At 59.5% G+C, this 15829-nt stretch carries 18 protein-coding genes; 7 read left to right on the forward strand and 11 right to left on the reverse strand.

From position 1 onward, the window contains the following. Window positions 1-418 precede the first annotated feature (418 nt). Window positions 419-859, reverse strand: a complete 441-nt coding sequence (locus VD17_RS00325; RefSeq protein ID WP_046052179.1) for a hypothetical protein — start codon at window positions 857-859, stop codon at window positions 419-421. On the opposite strand from VD17_RS00325, the gene VD17_RS00330 reads away from it, so the two are divergent. Continuing rightward, window positions 858-1313 carry a tRNA (cytidine(34)-2'-O)-methyltransferase gene (locus tag VD17_RS00330; RefSeq protein ID WP_008068783.1) on the forward strand — a complete coding sequence of 152 codons (456 nt, stop codon included), beginning with the start codon at window positions 858-860 and terminating at the stop codon, window positions 1311-1313. The two genes, VD17_RS00325 and VD17_RS00330, sit on opposite strands and share 2 nt — an antisense overlap. A gap of 114 nt (window positions 1314-1427) precedes the next feature. Here the strand turns inward: VD17_RS00330 and secB are convergent, their stop codons facing one another. From secB to VD17_RS00345, 3 genes are read right to left on the reverse strand one after another with little or no spacing between them, the layout of a single operon-like run. Then, window positions 1428-1913, reverse strand: coding sequence for a protein-export chaperone SecB (gene secB / locus VD17_RS00335; protein ID WP_007897410.1), 486 nt, complete (start codon window positions 1911-1913; stop codon window positions 1428-1430). 41 nt (window positions 1914-1954) lie between these two features. Continuing rightward, complete coding sequence (grxC, locus tag VD17_RS00340) at window positions 1955-2209, reverse strand: glutaredoxin 3 (protein ID WP_008149430.1); 255 nt, start codon at window positions 2207-2209, stop codon at window positions 1955-1957. A gap of 1 nt (window position 2210) precedes the next feature. Beyond that, on the reverse strand, window positions 2211-2624 hold the full coding sequence (locus tag VD17_RS00345; RefSeq protein ID WP_046052180.1) for a rhodanese-like domain-containing protein: 414 nt from the start codon (window positions 2622-2624) through the stop codon (window positions 2211-2213). 153 nt (window positions 2625-2777) lie between these two features. On the opposite strand from VD17_RS00345, the gene gpmI reads away from it, so the two are divergent. The 5 genes from gpmI to VD17_RS00370 all read left to right on the forward strand — a co-directional run bounded on the left by gpmI (window position 2778) and on the right by VD17_RS00370 (window position 9333). Continuing rightward, window positions 2778-4307 (forward strand): 2,3-bisphosphoglycerate-independent phosphoglycerate mutase, encoded by a 1530-nt coding sequence (gene gpmI / locus VD17_RS00350; RefSeq protein WP_046052181.1) that lies wholly within the window; start codon window positions 2778-2780, stop codon window positions 4305-4307. A gap of 243 nt (window positions 4308-4550) precedes the next feature. Continuing rightward, window positions 4551-5849, forward strand: coding sequence for a murein hydrolase activator EnvC family protein (locus VD17_RS00355; RefSeq protein ID WP_046052182.1), 1299 nt, complete (start codon window positions 4551-4553; stop codon window positions 5847-5849). A gap of 31 nt (window positions 5850-5880) precedes the next feature. Continuing rightward, entirely contained in the window at window positions 5881-7200 is a 1320-nt protein-coding gene (locus VD17_RS00360; protein ID WP_046052183.1) for a S41 family peptidase, read from the forward strand. A 1-nt stretch (window position 7201) separates the two neighbouring features. Continuing rightward, window positions 7202-7993, forward strand: a complete 792-nt coding sequence (locus VD17_RS00365; RefSeq protein WP_046052184.1) for a divergent polysaccharide deacetylase family protein — start codon at window positions 7202-7204, stop codon at window positions 7991-7993. Window positions 7994-8139: 146 nt separating this feature from the next. Next, on the forward strand, window positions 8140-9333 hold the full coding sequence (locus VD17_RS00370) for a trypsin-like serine peptidase (RefSeq protein ID WP_259674520.1): 1194 nt from the start codon (window positions 8140-8142) through the stop codon (window positions 9331-9333). Between the two features lie 3 nt (window positions 9334-9336). Here VD17_RS00370 and VD17_RS00375 read toward each other — a convergent pair whose 3' ends face one another. The 7 genes from VD17_RS00375 to VD17_RS00405 all read right to left on the reverse strand — a co-directional run bounded on the left by VD17_RS00375 (window position 9337) and on the right by VD17_RS00405 (window position 15152). Then, on the reverse strand, window positions 9337-10092 hold the full coding sequence (locus VD17_RS00375) for a substrate-binding periplasmic protein (protein WP_046052186.1): 756 nt from the start codon (window positions 10090-10092) through the stop codon (window positions 9337-9339). Window positions 10093-10170: 78 nt separating this feature from the next. Continuing rightward, window positions 10171-10941, reverse strand: a complete 771-nt coding sequence (gene hisF / locus VD17_RS00380; RefSeq protein ID WP_046052187.1) for an imidazole glycerol phosphate synthase subunit HisF — start codon at window positions 10939-10941, stop codon at window positions 10171-10173. Between the two features lie 9 nt (window positions 10942-10950). Then, window positions 10951-11688: a 1-(5-phosphoribosyl)-5-[(5-phosphoribosylamino)methylideneamino]imidazole-4-carboxamide isomerase gene (gene hisA, locus VD17_RS00385; protein ID WP_008149420.1), complete on the reverse strand. Its 738-nt coding sequence runs from the start codon at window positions 11686-11688 to the stop codon at window positions 10951-10953. Window positions 11689-11730: 42 nt separating this feature from the next. Continuing rightward, entirely contained in the window at window positions 11731-11988 is a 258-nt protein-coding gene (locus VD17_RS00390; protein ID WP_046052188.1) for a DUF2164 domain-containing protein, read from the reverse strand. Continuing rightward, window positions 11989-12627 (reverse strand): imidazole glycerol phosphate synthase subunit HisH, encoded by a 639-nt coding sequence (gene hisH, locus VD17_RS00395; protein ID WP_033058292.1) that lies wholly within the window; start codon window positions 12625-12627, stop codon window positions 11989-11991. Continuing rightward, the gene (gene hisB, locus VD17_RS00400; RefSeq protein ID WP_003218037.1) at window positions 12627-13220 is read right to left on the reverse strand and encodes an imidazoleglycerol-phosphate dehydratase HisB; all 594 of its coding nucleotides are present in this window, start codon (window positions 13218-13220) and stop codon (window positions 12627-12629) included. Before hisB ends, hisH begins: the two co-directional genes overlap by 1 nt. A gap of 267 nt (window positions 13221-13487) precedes the next feature. Beyond that, on the reverse strand, window positions 13488-15152 hold the full coding sequence (locus tag VD17_RS00405; RefSeq protein WP_046052189.1) for an OFA family MFS transporter: 1665 nt from the start codon (window positions 15150-15152) through the stop codon (window positions 13488-13490). A 220-nt stretch (window positions 15153-15372) separates the two neighbouring features. Between VD17_RS00405 and VD17_RS00410 the strand changes: the two genes are divergently transcribed. Next, entirely contained in the window at window positions 15373-15777 is a 405-nt protein-coding gene (locus tag VD17_RS00410) for an acetyl-CoA sensor PanZ family protein (protein ID WP_046052190.1), read from the forward strand. Window positions 15778-15829: the final 52 nt, after the last annotated feature.

Here is a 15829-nt window from a genome sequence, read left to right on the forward strand (position 1 = left end):
GGCCATCGTGCACCGACTGAATGCACCGTGAACCGCAATCGCGCACGGCAACAGATCCGAAATCCCGCCTGAGTTCGCAATCGAACCCCTACCGAAAAAACACGAAAGCCCCGGAATACGGGGCTTTCGACGTTTCAGCGCGACATTCTGTTTCAACTTGTTAAAACCTGGCACGCCCCCTGCAATAGTCCATTCAGTGATTCAGTTCACTACCCGGTTTCGGGGACCTTGGTACAGGCAGGCCGGGGATTCCCCTCTTTACATCGGGCTCACACCGCACAAGCGACGAGCCCAAGCAGTTTTGGGGCCCTTGATACAGGCAGGTCAGGGGTTCCTTCTTTACACCGGGCTCACGACGCAATGCGCGAGCCCTGCCGTTTTGGGGACCTTGGTACAGGCAGGCCGGGGATTCCCTCTTTTATTGCTCTCGGAGATGGATCTCCAGCCGCCAGCGGTCATCGACCTCGCTACCGGCCCACTCGCCCTGCAGTGGCCGAGCCGCCACCACCGTCAGCAACAACCCCCCATCACTCAAACGCACGCGCCAGTTCACGCTCTTGTCGTTGATTTTGAGCTGACCTTTCTGCGCCTTGCCTTCAGCCTCGAACAACAGCGCGAGGCTACCGTCGACGAACTCGCCGTGAGCCTTGGGTTCGTTGTTGAACCACACCACCAGCCCGTCGTTCGTCACCTCGACCTGCTGCAGTTCGCTGGGGTCGGGCGTGGTCAGGCGACCGATCATCAGCCCCACCATCACCCCGACAATCGCCAGCGAAGCCATCACTCGTGGGAATAGCTTCGAACGCGGGTCAGCTTCAGGCGTAGAATGCCGTTCATCTTTACCTTCGGAGCCGTGCATGTTTCACGTCATCCTTTTCCAACCAGAAATTCCGCCGAATACCGGCAACGTTATCAGGCTGTGCGCCAACAGTGGCTGCCACCTGCATTTGATCGAACCGCTGGGCTTCGAGATGGACGACAAGCGTCTGCGCCGGGCCGGCCTCGATTACCACGAGTATGCCACCCTGCAACGCCACGCAGACCTCGCCAGCTGTCTGGAAAGCCTCGGTCATCCTCGGTTGTTCGCCTTCACCACCAAGGGCTCGCGGCCGTTCCACGATGCCAGCTTCGCCGAGGGCGATGCGTTCCTGTTCGGCCCGGAAAGCCGTGGTTTGCCAGCGGAAGTGCTCGATGCGCTGCCCAGCGAACAACGCCTGCGCCTGCCGATGCGAGAAGGCTGCCGCAGTCTGAACCTGTCGAACACCGTGGCGGTCGCCGTGTACGAAGGCTGGCGCCAGCTCGGGTTCAAATAACGCGGCATAAAAAAATGTGGGAGCGAGCTTGCTCGCGATGGCGGTGTGTCAGTCAACATTAATGTTGAAGCTGATGACCTCATCGCGAGCAAGCTCGCTCCCACATTGGACCGCTTATTGTACGGTTGGAGTTTCGCCAGCCGCCTGCATGCGTTGCAGTTCTTGTGCGTACAGCGCGTCGAAGTTCACCGGGGCCAGCATCAGGGCCGGGAACGAACCACGGGTCACCAGGCTGTCCAGGGTTTCGCGAGCGTACGGGAACAGGATGTTCGGGCAGAACGCGCCGAGGGTGTGGCTCATCGAAGCGTCGTCGAGGTTCTTGATCAGGAAGATACCGGCCTGTTGCACTTCAGCAATGAACGCCACTTCTTCACCGTTTTTCACGGTAACGGACAACGTCAGAACGACTTCGTGGAAGTCGCCTTCCAGCGCCTTTTGACGGGTGTTCAGATCCAGACCGACGCTCGGTTCCCACTGCTGGCGGAAGATGGCCGGGCTTTTCGGGGCTTCAAAGGACAAGTCACGTACGTAGATGCGCTGCAAGGAGAATTGCGGTGCGGTTTCTTCTTCGCTAGCGGCAGTGTTCTGTTGGTCAGTCATCTCAGATCCTTTCTGATCTTGGGGTCTTATAGGGAACGCATTCAGGCCTTGAGCATGGCGTCGAGCTTGCCGGCGCGCTCAAGGGCAAACAAATCATCACAACCACCCACGTGGGTGCTGCCGATCCAGATCTGCGGCACGGACGTACGTCCGGCCTTCTGAGCCATGGCGGCACGCACCTGCGGCTTGCCATCGACCTTGATCTCTTCGAAGGCCACGCCTTTGTTCTCAAGCAGGTACTTGGCTCGCGAACAGTAAGGGCAGTAATCGCTGGAATAGACGACGACGTTGCTCATATCACTTCACCAGCGGCAGGTTGTCGCCTTTCCAGCTGGAAATACCGCCGGAGAGCTTGGCGGCGGTGAAGCCGGACTTCATCAGTTCGCGGGCATGCGTGCCGGCTGTCTGGCCCATGGCATCGACCAGGATGATGGTCTTGGCCTTGTGCTTTTCCAGTTCGCCGACGCGAGCAGCCAGTTTGTCGTGAGGAATGTTCACCGCGCCAACAATGTGACCGGCGGCGAAGTCTTTGGTCGAACGAATGTCGATCACAACGCCCGCGTCCTTGTTGACCAGCCCGGTCAGTTCACCGGTGCTCAGGCTGCGGCCGCCGCCTTGCATCTGATAAGCGATCAGCAACGCCAGCAGTACGACGAAGATACCGACGAGCAGATAGTGGTTAGTGGCAAATTCAATCAGGTGAGCAACCATCGAAGGAGGTTCCAGGGCGTTAAAATGTCGGCCAGTATACACAGCCACTATGGTGGGCCAAACCCCGTCCGGCGGTGACGCGGCCGGAACTTCGCTTTAAACTGCCACTCCCTTTTCCATCGCCCTCTTTTAATTCAGCCACGAGTGGAATCCATGACTACCACGCCTAAACCTTTGGTCCTGATTATTCTCGACGGCTTCGGTCACAGTGAGAGCCCTGAATCCAACGCTATCTTTGCGGCGAAGAAGCCCGTACTGGATCGTCTGTGGGCCACCGTGCCGAACGGCCTGATCTCGGGCAGCGGCATGGACGTCGGCTTGCCGGATGGCCAGATGGGCAACTCCGAAGTCGGCCACATGAACCTCGGCGCCGGCCGCGTGGTGTACCAGGACTTCACGCGCGTGACCAAATCGATCCGCGACGGCGAGTTCTTCGAGAACCCGACTATCTGCGCCGCAGTGGATAAAGCCGTCGCTGCCGGCAAAGCTGTGCATTTCATGGGCCTGCTGTCCGATGGCGGCGTTCACAGCCACCAGGACCACCTGGTTGCCATGGCTGAACTGGCTTTCAAGCGCGGCGCCGAAAAAATCTATCTGCACGCCTTCCTTGATGGTCGCGACACGCCGCCGAAAAGCGCTCAGTCGTCCATCGAACTGCTGGATGCGGCCTTCCAGGCCCTCGGCAAAGGCCGGATCGCCAGCATTGTTGGCCGCTACTTCGCCATGGACCGCGACAATCGTTGGGACCGCGTGTCCCAGGCTTACAACCTGATTGTCGATGGCAACGGCGAATTCAACGCCGCCACCGCTCAGGAAGGCCTGCAAGCCGCGTACGAACGTGGCGAAAGCGACGAGTTCGTCAAAGCCACCTCCATCGGCGAGCCGGTGAAAGTCGAAGATGGCGACGCCGTGGTGTTCATGAACTTCCGCGCCGACCGCGCCCGTGAACTGACCCGCGTATTCGTCGAAGACGATTTCAAGGAATTCGAACGTGCCCGCCAGCCGAAACTGGCCGGCTTCGTCATGCTGACCCAATACGCCGCCAGCATTCCTGCGCCATCGGCCTTCGCCGCAGGCAGCCTGGATAACGTGCTGGGCGACTACCTGGCGAAAAACGGCAAGACCCAGCTGCGCATTGCCGAAACCGAGAAATACGCCCACGTAACCTTCTTCTTCTCCGGCGGCCGCGAAGAACCGTTCCCGGGTGAAGAACGCATCCTGATCCCGTCGCCAAAAGTCGCCACTTATGACTTGCAGCCGGAGATGAGCGCCCCGGAAGTCACCGACCGCATCGTCGATGCCATCGAAAACCAGCGTTACGACGTGATCGTGGTCAACTACGCCAACGGCGACATGGTCGGCCATAGCGGCGTGTTCGACGCGGCCGTCAAAGCCGTTGAATGCCTCGACCTGTGTGTCGGTCGCATCGTCGATGCGCTGGAAAAAGTCGGCGGCGAAGCGCTGATCACTGCCGACCACGGCAACGTCGAGCAAATGTCTGACGAATCCACTGGCCAGGCGCATACCGCCCACACCACCGAACCGGTGCCGTTCATCTATGTCGGCAAGCGTGACTTCAAGGTTCGCGACGGCGGCGTGCTGGCGGATGTGGCACCGACCATGCTGATGTTGATGGGCCTGGAGAAACCGGCCGAGATGACCGGCACGTCGATTCTGGTGTAACTCGCCCTTCCAAACACCACCAAACCCTGTGGGAGCGAGCCTGCTCGCGATAGCAATCTAACAGCCAACAACTATGTTGAATGTCAGGCCGCCATCGCGAGCAATCGAGCGTCGACCGGCTGCTCCCACATTGGTTTGTGGGTGTTTTTGGGTCCAGTCATCACGCAGCCCCAATTGGGCGTTTTTTTTGCAGCGCTTGGCGGGCATACTAGGCTGTCCCTTTCCCTGGTGCCGCCCGCCTCTATGCTTCGCGTCCTGATAGCCCTTGCTCTGACATGCCTGCTCCAACCGGCCTTTGCTGACGAGCGCGCGCAAACCCAACAACAGTTGGACGCCACGCGTCAGGACATTGCCGAGCTGAAAAAACTGCTGGGCAAGCTCCAGGAAGAAAAATCCGGTGTGCAGAAAGACCTCAAAGGCACCGAGACCGAGATGGGCAAGCTTGAGAAGCAGGTCGAAGCCCTGCAAAAAGAGCTGAAGAAAAGCGAATCCGAGCTGCAGCGACTCGATACCGAGAAAAAAAAACTCCAGAGCGCGCGCATTGAACAGCAGCGACTGATCGCCATTCAGGCCCGCGCGGCCTATCAGAACGGCCGCCAGGAGTACTTGAAGCTGCTGCTCAACCAGCAGAATCCGGAAAAATTCGCCCGCACCCTCACCTATTACGACTACCTGAGCCAGGCCCGCCTGGAGCAGCTGAAGAATTTCAACGAAACCCTGCGCCAACTGGCCAATGTCGAAAAAGACATCGCCATGCAACAGGCGCAATTGCTGGTGCAGAAAAGCAGCCTCGACAGCCAGCGCGACGAACTCGACAAAGTCCGCAAGGAGCGTCAGCAAGTCCTGGCCAAGCTCAGCGACGACGTGAAGGCTCGCGATCAGAAACTGGCAGCCCGCGAGCAGGATCAGGCAGACCTGTCTAAAGTCCTTAAAACCATTGAAGAAACCCTGGCCCGTCAGGCCCGTGAGGCAGAAGAAGCGCGGCAAAAAGCGCTGATCGCCCAGCAGGAAGCCGAAAAAAAGCGTTTACGTGAGGCTCAGGCTGCAGCAGATGCTGACGCCACTGACGCCCCACGCAATCCCGTTAAATCGACACCTGGCGCGCTGGTTTCAAGTTCAGGCGAGACCTTTGGCGGCCCCTTTGCTTCAAGCCGGGGAAAACTTCCGTGGCCCGTTGATGGTCGACTGCTGGCACGCTTTGGCGAAACCCGTGGCGACGACGCCCGCACCAAGTGGGACGGCGTGATGATCAGCGCCTCCGCCGGCAGCCAGGTGCACGCCGTGCATGGCGGTCGCGTGGTGTTCGCCGACTGGTTGCGTGGCGCCGGGCTGCTGGTGATTCTCGACCACGGCAACGGTTTTTTGAGTCTTTATGGTCACAACCAGACGCTGCTCAAGTCTGCGGGTGACGTGGTAAAAGCCGGTGAGTCCATCTCCACTGTCGGCAACAGTGGCGGGCAGGACACGCCAGCGCTGTATTTCGCTATTCGTCAGCAGGGTCACCCGAGTGATCCGGCGCAATGGTGTCGTGCGCAAGGATAAGTACGCCATCTACTTCAGGAGTTCGTTCGACATGCTGCATCTGTCTCGCCTTACCTCGCTGGCCCTGACGATCGCCCTGGTGATCGGCGCGCCTCTGGCGTTCGCCGCTCAACCTGCTCCGGCCGTCGCGCCTGCGGGCACTGCTGCGACCACCAAGGCGCCATTGCCGCTGGAAGAGTTGCGCACCTTTGCCGAGGTCATGGATCGGATCAAGGCAGCCTATGTCGAACCGGTGGACGACAAGACCCTGCTGGAAAACGCCATCAAGGGCATGCTCAGCAACCTCGACCCCCACTCCGCCTACCTGGGCCCGGAAGACTTCGCTGAATTGCAGGAAAGCACCAGCGGCGAATTCGGCGGCCTGGGCATCGAAGTGGGCGCCGAAGACGGTTTCATCAAGGTGGTTTCGCCAATCGATGACACCCCGGCCTCCAAGGCTGGCATTCAGGCTGGCGACTTCATCGTCAAGATCAACGGCCAGCCGACTCGCGGCCAGAGCATGACCGAAGCCGTCGACAAGATGCGCGGCAAGATCGGCCAGAAAATCACCCTGACCCTGGTGCGCGACGGCGGTACACCGTTTGACGTGACCCTGGCCCGTGCCATCATTCAAGTGAAGAGCGTGAAGAGCCAGCTGCTGGAATCCGGCTACGGCTACATCCGCATCACCCAGTTCCAGGTCAAGACCGGCGACGAAGTTTCCAAGGCCCTGGCCAAGCTGCGCAAGGACAACGGCAAGAAGCTCAAAGGCATCATCCTCGACCTGCGTAACAACCCGGGCGGCGTGCTGCAAGCGGCGGTGGAAGTGGTCGACCACTTCATCACCAAGGGCCTGATCGTTTACACCAAGGGCCGTATCGCCAACTCCGAACTGCGCTTCTCCGCCACCGGCAAGGACGAAAGCGAAGCCGTGCCAATGGTCGCACTGATCAACGGCGGCAGCGCCTCGGCCTCGGAAATTGTCGCCGGCGCCTTGCAGGATCAGAAACGCGCAGTGGTCATGGGCACCACCAGTTTCGGCAAGGGCTCGGTACAAACCGTGCTGCCGCTGAACAACGACCGCGCACTGAAGATCACCACGGCGCTGTATTACACGCCGAACGGCCGCTCGATCCAGGCTCAGGGCATCGTCCCGGACATCGAAGTGCGCAAGGCCAAGATCACCAACGAGGCGGACGGCGAGTACTTCAAGGAAGCCGATCTGCAAGGTCACCTGGGCAATGGCAACGGCGGCGCCGACAAACCGACCGGTTCCAGCGGCAAAGCCAAAGCGATGCCGCAGGATGATGATTACCAATTGGCCCAGGCCTTGAGCCTGCTCAAAGGGTTGAGCATCACCTCCGGCCGCTGAGATGCGCCTGCGGTTAATCCTCGGCTTGTTGTGCTGTCTGGCGGGTGTTGCTCACGCATCGCCCGTCGCGACGGCACCGCAAAAGGCCTATCTGAGCCTGATCATCGATGACCTGGGGCAGAACCTGCCGCGGGATCGCCGCGTGCTGGCCCTGCCCGGCCCGGTCACCACGGCGATCATGCCCGATACACCCCACGCCACCGAATTCGCCCGCGAGGCCCATCGCGCCGGCAAGATTGTCATCCTGCACATGCCCATGGACCCGGCCACCGGCCCGTTTGCCTGGCACCCCGATTTGCCCATCGAAGAGCTCGAAAAGCGCCTGATCGCGGCGTTCCACGTTGTGCCGTATACCGCTGGTATCAACAACCACATGGGCAGCCGCATGACCGTTCAGCAACCGGCCATGGCCTGGCTGATGGCGGACTTGCAGCGCCGACACAAGTTCTTCGTCGACAGCCGCACCAGTGCGCAAACCGTGGCGGCCGCCGAGGCGCAGAAGATTGGTTTGGCGAGCGTTTCGCGGGATGTGTTCCTGGATGACGAGCCCACTGAAGCCGCGATCCTTACTCAGCTACAGACGGCGATCAGCCTGGCGCGCAAACAGGGCTCTGCGGTGATGATCGGGCATCCGTATCCGCAGACATTGGCGGTACTTGAACGTGAACTACCCAAGCTCAAGGCTCAGGGCATTGAGTGGATCGACATCAAACAGATGATCAGCGTGCGCGGCAATCGTGCAACGGCAGCGCACGGCAAGGATGGCCAGTACCGCCTCCCGACCGCCCGGTAATTGCTCGCAGCCCACTCCATTTCGCGATAACTATTTATACCTGCCGGTACACCGCCGCGTGCCACGATAGCGCTCACCCTGAATTTCATCACCAAGGAATGGACATGAAATACCTGAGCTTCTTTTGCTTCGCAGGCCTGATTGGCTTGCTGGCTATTTCCGCAGCGCAGGCCCGCGATCTGGGCGAAGGCGCCGTCAACGACTCACCGTCAAGGGCACTGCAAAACAGCGAACACTCTTATGAAATCTGGAGCGGCGTGGGACTACTCAGTCTCCAATCGGGCTTGACCTGCAGCGCCGTTCTGCTGGATACGCGAAACCGGCAAGGCCGAGCCACCGGCCCTGCTTACCTGCTCACCAGCGGTCATTGCGTGTTGTTTCAGTACGGTTCGGCACGGACTAATCTGCCTTTGAAAGCCAGCATCACCTTCCACTACTTTCATGACATGCCACAGCGTAAGCGCCGATACGCCATCCGGACTGCCCGATGGAGCAGTCTGGTCGGGACCGATCTTGCAGTACTGGAGGTCAACGCAACATTGGCGTCGCTGATACAGGCCGGGGTCAACCCGCTCAAGCTGGCGTCCCATCAAACCGACGAGAGTCATGCTGCGCTTAACATAGGCGCGCCGAGCGGCTTTACCGAACAAGGGCTTCGATTGAGTGCCTGCACTGAACAAACCGCCGGAACGTTCATCGATCACCCCGGGGTGTTTCCTTTGGCCATGAAAAACAGCTGCGACCTTCACGGTGGCAGCTCCGGCAGCCCGATGCTGAACCGCCGCACCAATGAAATCACCGGCATCGTCAGTAAAGTCGTGACCTCGCGCAACACCCCAGCGCCGCTTGGTTGTGAGCACTCGACGTCTTGCAAGGCCGCCCGTTTCAACTACAGCTACCCGGCCAACTTTCTGCACACGTGCTTTATTGACGGTGTCTTCACCAGCGATGGGGCGAACTGTTCGTTGGAGCCGGTCGAGCTGACTGTCACGGAGCCCTGGAAGCTCAAGTCATACATTCATAGAACGCAAAACGCGAGTGAGCAGGTCGTATTGCCTACATGGGACTTCAGGTTCTCCCTCGAGGCACCCTTCTATCGCTACAAAACGGTCCATAACGCCAGGGACTGCAAAGCTCCCGACCATTACAGCCCCGCCATCAGCGCTGAAGATGCTTACATCAATACTGAAATCGGGCCACAAAGCGGCGCACATGCACTGTGCATTATCGGCGTCGCCTCAGGGGAACTGCAGCTGACAAGGGCAATGTTGAATAACGTGTTTACAAGTGCCGTGTACTTGAGCGCGACACCGGCTCCGTCTCAGGTTGTATCGAAGTGATGGTTACAGATACTTCGCCATGATGTCGTCCACCACGCCTTCCTTGCGCAGTTGATCCAGCGCTGCCTGGAGCTTGGCGACGACGTCATCCGGCACGTCTTTGTTCAATGCCAGGTACAACTCGGCGCTGTTGAAGCGCAGCACGGTCTTGAGCCCGGTCACCCCGTCCTGGCGAGCCAGGTAACGTCCGGCCGGATCACCCGTGGCCCACAGATCAATCTGGCCATTGACCAGCTTCTTCGCGTTGTCCTGATCCCGCAGCACGACTATCGGATTCAACCCCTGCTTGGCCAACGTCTCGGCAATCGCATCGCCTTTATACGCACCAATCTTGTATTTGCGCGCCTGCTCCAGCGACTCGAGGCTGATCTTGCTATCGGCCTTGGCCAGCATGATCCAGTCATCCGGCCCGATCGGGCCAACCCACTTGAACAGGTTCTCGCGGTCCGGCAACCGTGCCATCACAAATACGCCGTAACCGGGCTTCTCCAGGGCGAGCTTGTAGATTCGCTCCCAAGGAAAACGCAACGTCAGGCTGTAGGTGACGTCGGCGCGTTTAAACATCTCGCGGACGATGTCCACCGCGATGCCATTGATGTTTTCGTCCTGAGCGAAGTTTTTGCCGTTCTTCGCCATGTTGTACGGAGGGAAATTTTCAGTCAGCAACACCAGGCCGGTGTCGGGATTTTCTGCGGCATGTGCTCCATTGACGAGCAATAGAGAAGCGCTGGCGAGGACAAGAAGAAGGCGTTTAAACATGTCTGGCTACCGAAATCCATGGCGTGCCCAAGAGTGCCCTGAGCCCGCCATGATGTCCACTGGCCTGTATCGGTTTGTTTAACGCATCACGATGCCGCGATGAGCCATGTAGGCCTTGGCTTCCTGCACGGTGTATTCGCCAAAGTGGAAAATACTCGCCGCCAATACGGCGCTGGCGTGGCCTTCGATGATGCCGTCGGCCAAATGCTGCAGGTTGCCGACACCGCCCGAAGCAATCACCGGGATACCCAGCGCATCGCTGATGGCGCGGGTAACGCCCAGGTCGAAGCCGTTTTTCATGCCGTCCTGATCCATGCTGGTCAGCAGGATTTCGCCCGCACCGAGGCCTTCCATCTTCTTCGCCCATTCAACGGCGTCGAGACCGGTAGGCTTGCGACCGCCGTGGGTGAAGATTTCCCAGCGAGGGGGCTCGCCCGGACCGGAAACTTTCTTCGCGTCGATGGCAACGACGATGCACTGCGAACCGAAATGCTGAGCCGCTTCACCAACAAACTCAGGATTGAATACCGCAGCAGTGTTGATCGAAACCTTGTCCGCGCCGGCATTCAGCAGGTTGCGAATGTCCTGCACGGTACGCACGCCGCCGCCCACGGTCAGCGGGATGAACACCTGGCTGGCCATGCGCTCGACGGTATGCAGCGTGGTGTCGCGACCGTCGACGCTGGCGGTGATGTCGAGAAAAGTAATCTCGTCGGCACCCTGCTCGTCGTAGCGACGGGCGATTTCCACCGGGTCGCCGGCATCACGGATGTTCTCGAACTTGACGCCCTTGACCACCCGGCCGTTATCCACGTCCAGGCAAGGGATGATGCGTTTGGCCAGCGCCATGGTCAGTCCTCAGCCTTTGTACGAATCGCAGAAAGCTTGCGCTTCAGCGACATCGAGAGTGCCTTCGTAGATCGCCCGACCGGTGATCGCGCCGATGATGCCTGGTGCTTTCGCGTCGAGCAGCGACTTGATGTCACCCAGGTTGTGGATGCCACCGGAGGCAATCACCGGGATCTTCGTCGCGGCGGCCAGCGCAGCGGTGAACGGTACGTTGCAGCCCTGCATCATGCCGTCTTTGGCGATGTCGGTATAAACGATCGCGGACACGCCATCAGCTTCGAATTGCCTGGCCAGGTCGATCACCTGAATGGTGCTGATTTCAGCCCAGCCGTCAGTGGCGACAAAACCGTCTTTGGCATCCAGACCGACGATCACTTTGCCCGGGAACGCGCGGCAGGCTTCGGCGACGAAGGCCGGATCTTTCACGGCTTTGGTGCCGATGATCACGTAGCTCACGCCGGCCTTCACGTAGTGCTCGATGGTTTCCAGGGAACGGATACCGCCGCCGATCTGGATCGGCAGGTTCGGGTAGCGCTTGGCGATGGCGGTGACCACTTCGCCGTTGACCGGCTGGCCTTCGAAGGCGCCGTTCAGGTCGACCAGATGCAGACGACGGCAACCGCCCTCCACCCACTTGGCAGCCATGCTCACCGGGTCATCGGAGAACACCGTGGAATCTTCCATGCGGCCCTGGCGCAGACGAACACAGGCACCGTCTTTAAGATCGATAGCGGGAATAATCAGCATCTGGCAAACCTTCAAATTCGATTGTTCAGCTTCGCTCGAAAATCAGTTTTTCTCGAGCGCCCACAGGTCGCTTTCGATGCTTTCGAACCTCTCTTTGAGGTGCGTCTGCACATCGAAAATCGCCCTGTTGTAATAGTGCGGCGCAATTTCACGGGTAAACAGCTCAAGGATTTCAGCCGCTTCGAACGAACCCAGGTCCAGTTCGAAGCGATCCTCCATGAAGCGTTTGATCTTCTGGTTGGCCTCGTTCTCCTGTTCAGGAGAGAGGGTCAGGATCGGTGGCTTCTTCTTGACGGCCATTTACCAGCGACCATCCCACGCGGCGAAGTTCTGCAGCAATTGCAGGCCATGGGTATGGCTCTTCTCCGGGTGGAACTGCACGGCGAAACGCGAGCCATCGGCCAGCGCCGCAGCGAAATCGACACCGTAGTGACCGCCACCCACCACTTGCCGCGGGTTGCCGGCAGCGATGTAGTAGCTGTGCACGAAATAGAAACGCGCCAGGTCCGGAATGTTGTGCCACAGCGGATGACTCACCGTCTGCTTCACTTCGTTCCAGCCCATGTGCGGGACTTTCAGGTGTTCGCCATCTTCGTGCAGGTCTTTGCCAAAGAACTTCACCGCACCCGGAAACAGGCCGATGCAGTCCACGCCGTCGTTCTCTTCACTGCTGTCGAGCAAGGCTTGCATGCCGACGCAAATGCCGAGAAACGGACGGTCCTGGCTGACTTCGCGCACCAGCGAATCGAAGCCCAGTCGACGAATCTCCGCCATGCAATCGCGAATCGCGCCGACGCCGGGGAATACCACCCGGTCGGCCTCGCGAATCACATCGGCATCGCTGGTGATCAGGACCTTGCCGGCACCGACGTGCTCGAGGGCCTTGGCCACCGAGTGCAGGTTGCCCATGCCGTAATCGATAACCGCGACCGTCTGCATTACAGAACGCCTTTGGTCGACGGCATCTGACCGGCCATGCGGTCATCCAGCTCTACCGCCATGCGCAGTGCGCGGCCGAAAGCCTTGAACACGGTTTCGATCTGGTGGTGGGTGTTGGTGCCACGCAGGTTGTCGATGTGCAGGCTGACGAGGGCGTGGTTGACGAAGCCCTGGAAGAATTCCTGGAACAGGTCAACGTCGAAGCCGCCGACGGTGGCGCGGGTATAGGGGACATGCATCTGCAGGCCAGGACGACCGGAGAAGTCGATCACCACGCGCGACAGCGCTTCATCGAGCGGCACATAGGCATGGCCGTAGCGACGGATGCCTTTCTTGTCGCCGATGGCTTTGGCGAAGGCCTGACCCAGGGTGATACCGACGTCTTCCACCGTGTGGTGGTCGTCGATATGCAGGTCGCCCTTGCTGACAATATCCAGGTCGATCAGCCCGTGACGGGCGATCTGGTCCAGCATGTGCTCAAGAAAAGGTACACCGATATCAAATCGGGCCTTTCCGGTGCCATCCAGGTTGATCGAGGCTTTGATCTGGGTTTCCAGAGTGTCGCGCTCGACTGACGCCTTACGTTCGGCCATCACCAGCTCCGCAAAATCATTGGGCGAAAAAGGCAACCATTATAGGGGCGCGGGCGCGAAACAGAAACACGGGAGGTGATATCACTGACGGATAGAACCCCCGGCTGTCGCGGGTAGACATGTCCATACAAGCCATTTCAGACACCCCAAAACAACTGTAGGAGTGAGCCTGCTCGCGATGAGGCCCTCCCATTCAACATTTCTGTCGACTGTCAGACCGCTATCGCGAGCAGGCTCACTCCTACAAGGGTGATGCGTTTGCCTGGCTTAGTGGAACAACACTGCGGTCTTCTGCAGCGTCACCCAAACACCCCACGCCAACGGAATACCCACCACCAGCCACGCAGCCACTGCCAACGGCTTGGTACCCGCAGCCGCTTTCCACTCCAATACGGTGCTGCTGTCAGCGCCCTTGTCGTGGCCCAGCGCCTGTTCGGCGGCCAGTTCAGCGTCGGTCATGAAATACTTGTCAGCCACCGGACGCACCAGCAGGTTACAGATGAAACCCAGCACCAGCAGGCCCGCGAGGATGTACAAGGTGATGTCGTAAGCCGCGGCGCGTTCAACGCCGATGCTCAACTGATACTCACGCAGGTAGTTCACCAACACCGGCCCCAACACGCCCGCCGCTGCCCAGGCCGTCAGCAGACGACCGTGGATCGCGCCGACCATTTGCGTACCGAACAGGTCCGCGAGATACGCAGGAACAGTCGCAAAACCACCGCCGTACATCGACAGGATGATGCAGAACGCCGCCACGAACAGTGCAACGTTGCCCAGGTGACCGAGGTTCGGGATCAACGCGTACAGCGCAAAACCAAGAGCGAAGAACACGAAATAAGTGTTTTTGCGGCCCAGGTAATCCGAGAACGAGGCCCAGAAGAAGCGGCCACCGATGTTGAACAGACTCAGCAAACCGGTGAAACCGGCAGCAATCGCCGCGATCGAGGCCAGTTGCGAAGCGTCCAACTGACCGAATGTCAGGCCGTTACCCAACAACGTGCCAGCAAATACTTCCTGCAACAGCGGCGAAGCCATGCCGAGGATGCCGATACCCGCCGATACGTTCAGGCATAGCACCAGCCACACCAGACGGAATTGCGGGGTTTTCCACGCCACGTTCACGTGGACGTGACGGTGGGTGATCATCGCGTTGGACGCTTTCTTCGCCGGAGCGGTCCAGCCTTCAGGCTTCCAGCCGGTTGGCGGAACGCGGTAGGACAGTGCACCACCGATCATGAACACGAAGTAAATCGCGGCCATCACCAGGAAGCTCTGCCATACGCCGACGCTGGTTGGCGAAGCGAAGTGGCCCATCAAGGCTGCGGCCAGCGGAGCGCCGACCATCGCGCCACCGCCGAAACCCATGATCGCCATGCCGGTCGCCATGCCGCGCTTGTCCGGGAACCACTTGATCAGGGTCGAGACCGGCGAGATGTAACCCAGACCCAGGCCGATACCGCCAATGACCCCGGAGCCGATCCACATCAGCCATATCTGGTGGGTATAGACCCCCAGCGCTGAAATCAGCAGACCGCCACACCAGCACAGCGCCGATACAACGCCAGCCTTGCGCGGCCCGGCGTGTTCCAGCCAGCCGCCCCAGATGGCGGCCGAGCAACCGAGGAAAATGAAGAACAGGGTGTAGATCCAGCCGAGCATCGAAATCGGCCAGTCGCATTGGGACGAGAAGACTTGCGAGATGAAGCTCATGTCCGGCGCGCAGGCCACTGCCTTGGTCACGCCCAGGGCTTTGGACAGTGGCAACCAGAACACCGAAAAGCCGTAGGCCATGCCGATGCACAGGTGGATGGCCAGGGCGGCCGGTGGTACCAGCCAACGGTTGAAACCGGGCTTGGCGATGATGCGCTCCTTGGACAGGAACGCGGGCTGGTCGGCTTTGAGGCCGTCCGCCGTAATGCTCGTGGTCATTGTGTATCCCCCAATTATTAGAATGGTTCGTCAGCGCTCCTCACCCCCAGCCTTTATGCGCACGCATGACCGTTTTTGAGGTGAAGCTCCATTTTGGTGCGACATCACGTCGCAGAAGGACGGACGAACCGGCAGAGGTTACCATCTGTACGTGACAGAAAAATCAAAGTGCTATCACCTTTTGTATGTCGTCAGTTCTCGTACCACTGAAGGAGCCCTCATGCCGATCATTGTCGAGCCGCTAAACGAAGCCACTTATCAGGATCAGCAAGATCTGCAGAAGATCTACCGCGATGCGCCGGACTGGCTGTTTGCCCCGTTTGCCGGAGATTTTCAGCTGATCGAAGCCTGCCTGCTGGACGGCTCGCTGATCGCTGGCCGCTTCAACGATCGGCTTTTGGGCGCGGCACGTCTGCAACGGCACTCGGATGTCTGGCATCTGTCCCAATTATGTGTACGAAAAATTACCCGTCGTCGTGGCGTGGCCGAGCGCCTGGTGAATGAAGCGCAGAAAATGGCGTCGCAATCGGGCGCGACATTGCGCTTGCTGGCGCCTGCCGGGCATCTGGAGGCTCAAGCGCTGGCGGCCAAACTGAAAATACCGCTGGATGTATTGCCGACGTGATCGCTGACCGGTCGTCCGCTGCAGAGCGCTATACTCCCCGGCTAAATTTCGA

The organism is Pseudomonas fluorescens, assembly GCF_000968015.1.
Classification (GTDB): domain Bacteria; phylum Pseudomonadota; class Gammaproteobacteria; order Pseudomonadales; family Pseudomonadaceae; genus Aquipseudomonas; species Aquipseudomonas fluorescens_W.

What these genes read in the sequence shown, in the direction of transcription:
- VD17_RS00390 (WP_046052188.1), bottom strand. Translation starts at nt 11,988, where the DNA reads ATGGCCGTCAAGAAGAAGCCACCGATCCTGACCCTCTCTCCTGAACAG.
- VD17_RS00410 (WP_046052190.1), top strand. Translation starts at nt 15,373, where the DNA reads ATGCCGATCATTGTCGAGCCGCTAAACGAAGCCACTTATCAGGATCAG.
- hisA (WP_008149420.1), bottom strand. Translation starts at nt 11,688, where the DNA reads ATGCTGATTATTCCCGCTATCGATCTTAAAGACGGTGCCTGTGTTCGT.
- gpmI (WP_046052181.1), top strand. Translation starts at nt 2,778, where the DNA reads ATGACTACCACGCCTAAACCTTTGGTCCTGATTATTCTCGACGGCTTC.
- hisH (WP_033058292.1), bottom strand. Translation starts at nt 12,627, where the DNA reads ATGCAGACGGTCGCGGTTATCGATTACGGCATGGGCAACCTGCACTCG.
- VD17_RS00360 (WP_046052183.1), top strand. Translation starts at nt 5,881, where the DNA reads ATGCTGCATCTGTCTCGCCTTACCTCGCTGGCCCTGACGATCGCCCTG.
- VD17_RS00365 (WP_046052184.1), top strand. Translation starts at nt 7,202, where the DNA reads ATGCGCCTGCGGTTAATCCTCGGCTTGTTGTGCTGTCTGGCGGGTGTT.
- VD17_RS00325 (WP_046052179.1), bottom strand. Translation starts at nt 859, where the DNA reads ATGCACGGCTCCGAAGGTAAAGATGAACGGCATTCTACGCCTGAAGCT.
- secB (WP_007897410.1), bottom strand. Translation starts at nt 1,913, where the DNA reads ATGACTGACCAACAGAACACTGCCGCTAGCGAAGAAGAAACCGCACCG.
- grxC (WP_008149430.1), bottom strand. Translation starts at nt 2,209, where the DNA reads ATGAGCAACGTCGTCGTCTATTCCAGCGATTACTGCCCTTACTGTTCG.
- VD17_RS00355 (WP_046052182.1), top strand. Translation starts at nt 4,551, where the DNA reads ATGCTTCGCGTCCTGATAGCCCTTGCTCTGACATGCCTGCTCCAACCG.
- hisB (WP_003218037.1), bottom strand. Translation starts at nt 13,220, where the DNA reads ATGGCCGAACGTAAGGCGTCAGTCGAGCGCGACACTCTGGAAACCCAG.
- VD17_RS00345 (WP_046052180.1), bottom strand. Translation starts at nt 2,624, where the DNA reads ATGGTTGCTCACCTGATTGAATTTGCCACTAACCACTATCTGCTCGTC.
- hisF (WP_046052187.1), bottom strand. Translation starts at nt 10,941, where the DNA reads ATGGCGCTGGCCAAACGCATCATCCCTTGCCTGGACGTGGATAACGGC.
- VD17_RS00405 (WP_046052189.1), bottom strand. Translation starts at nt 15,152, where the DNA reads ATGACCACGAGCATTACGGCGGACGGCCTCAAAGCCGACCAGCCCGCG.
- VD17_RS00375 (WP_046052186.1), bottom strand. Translation starts at nt 10,092, where the DNA reads ATGTTTAAACGCCTTCTTCTTGTCCTCGCCAGCGCTTCTCTATTGCTC.
- VD17_RS00330 (WP_008068783.1), top strand. Translation starts at nt 858, where the DNA reads ATGTTTCACGTCATCCTTTTCCAACCAGAAATTCCGCCGAATACCGGC.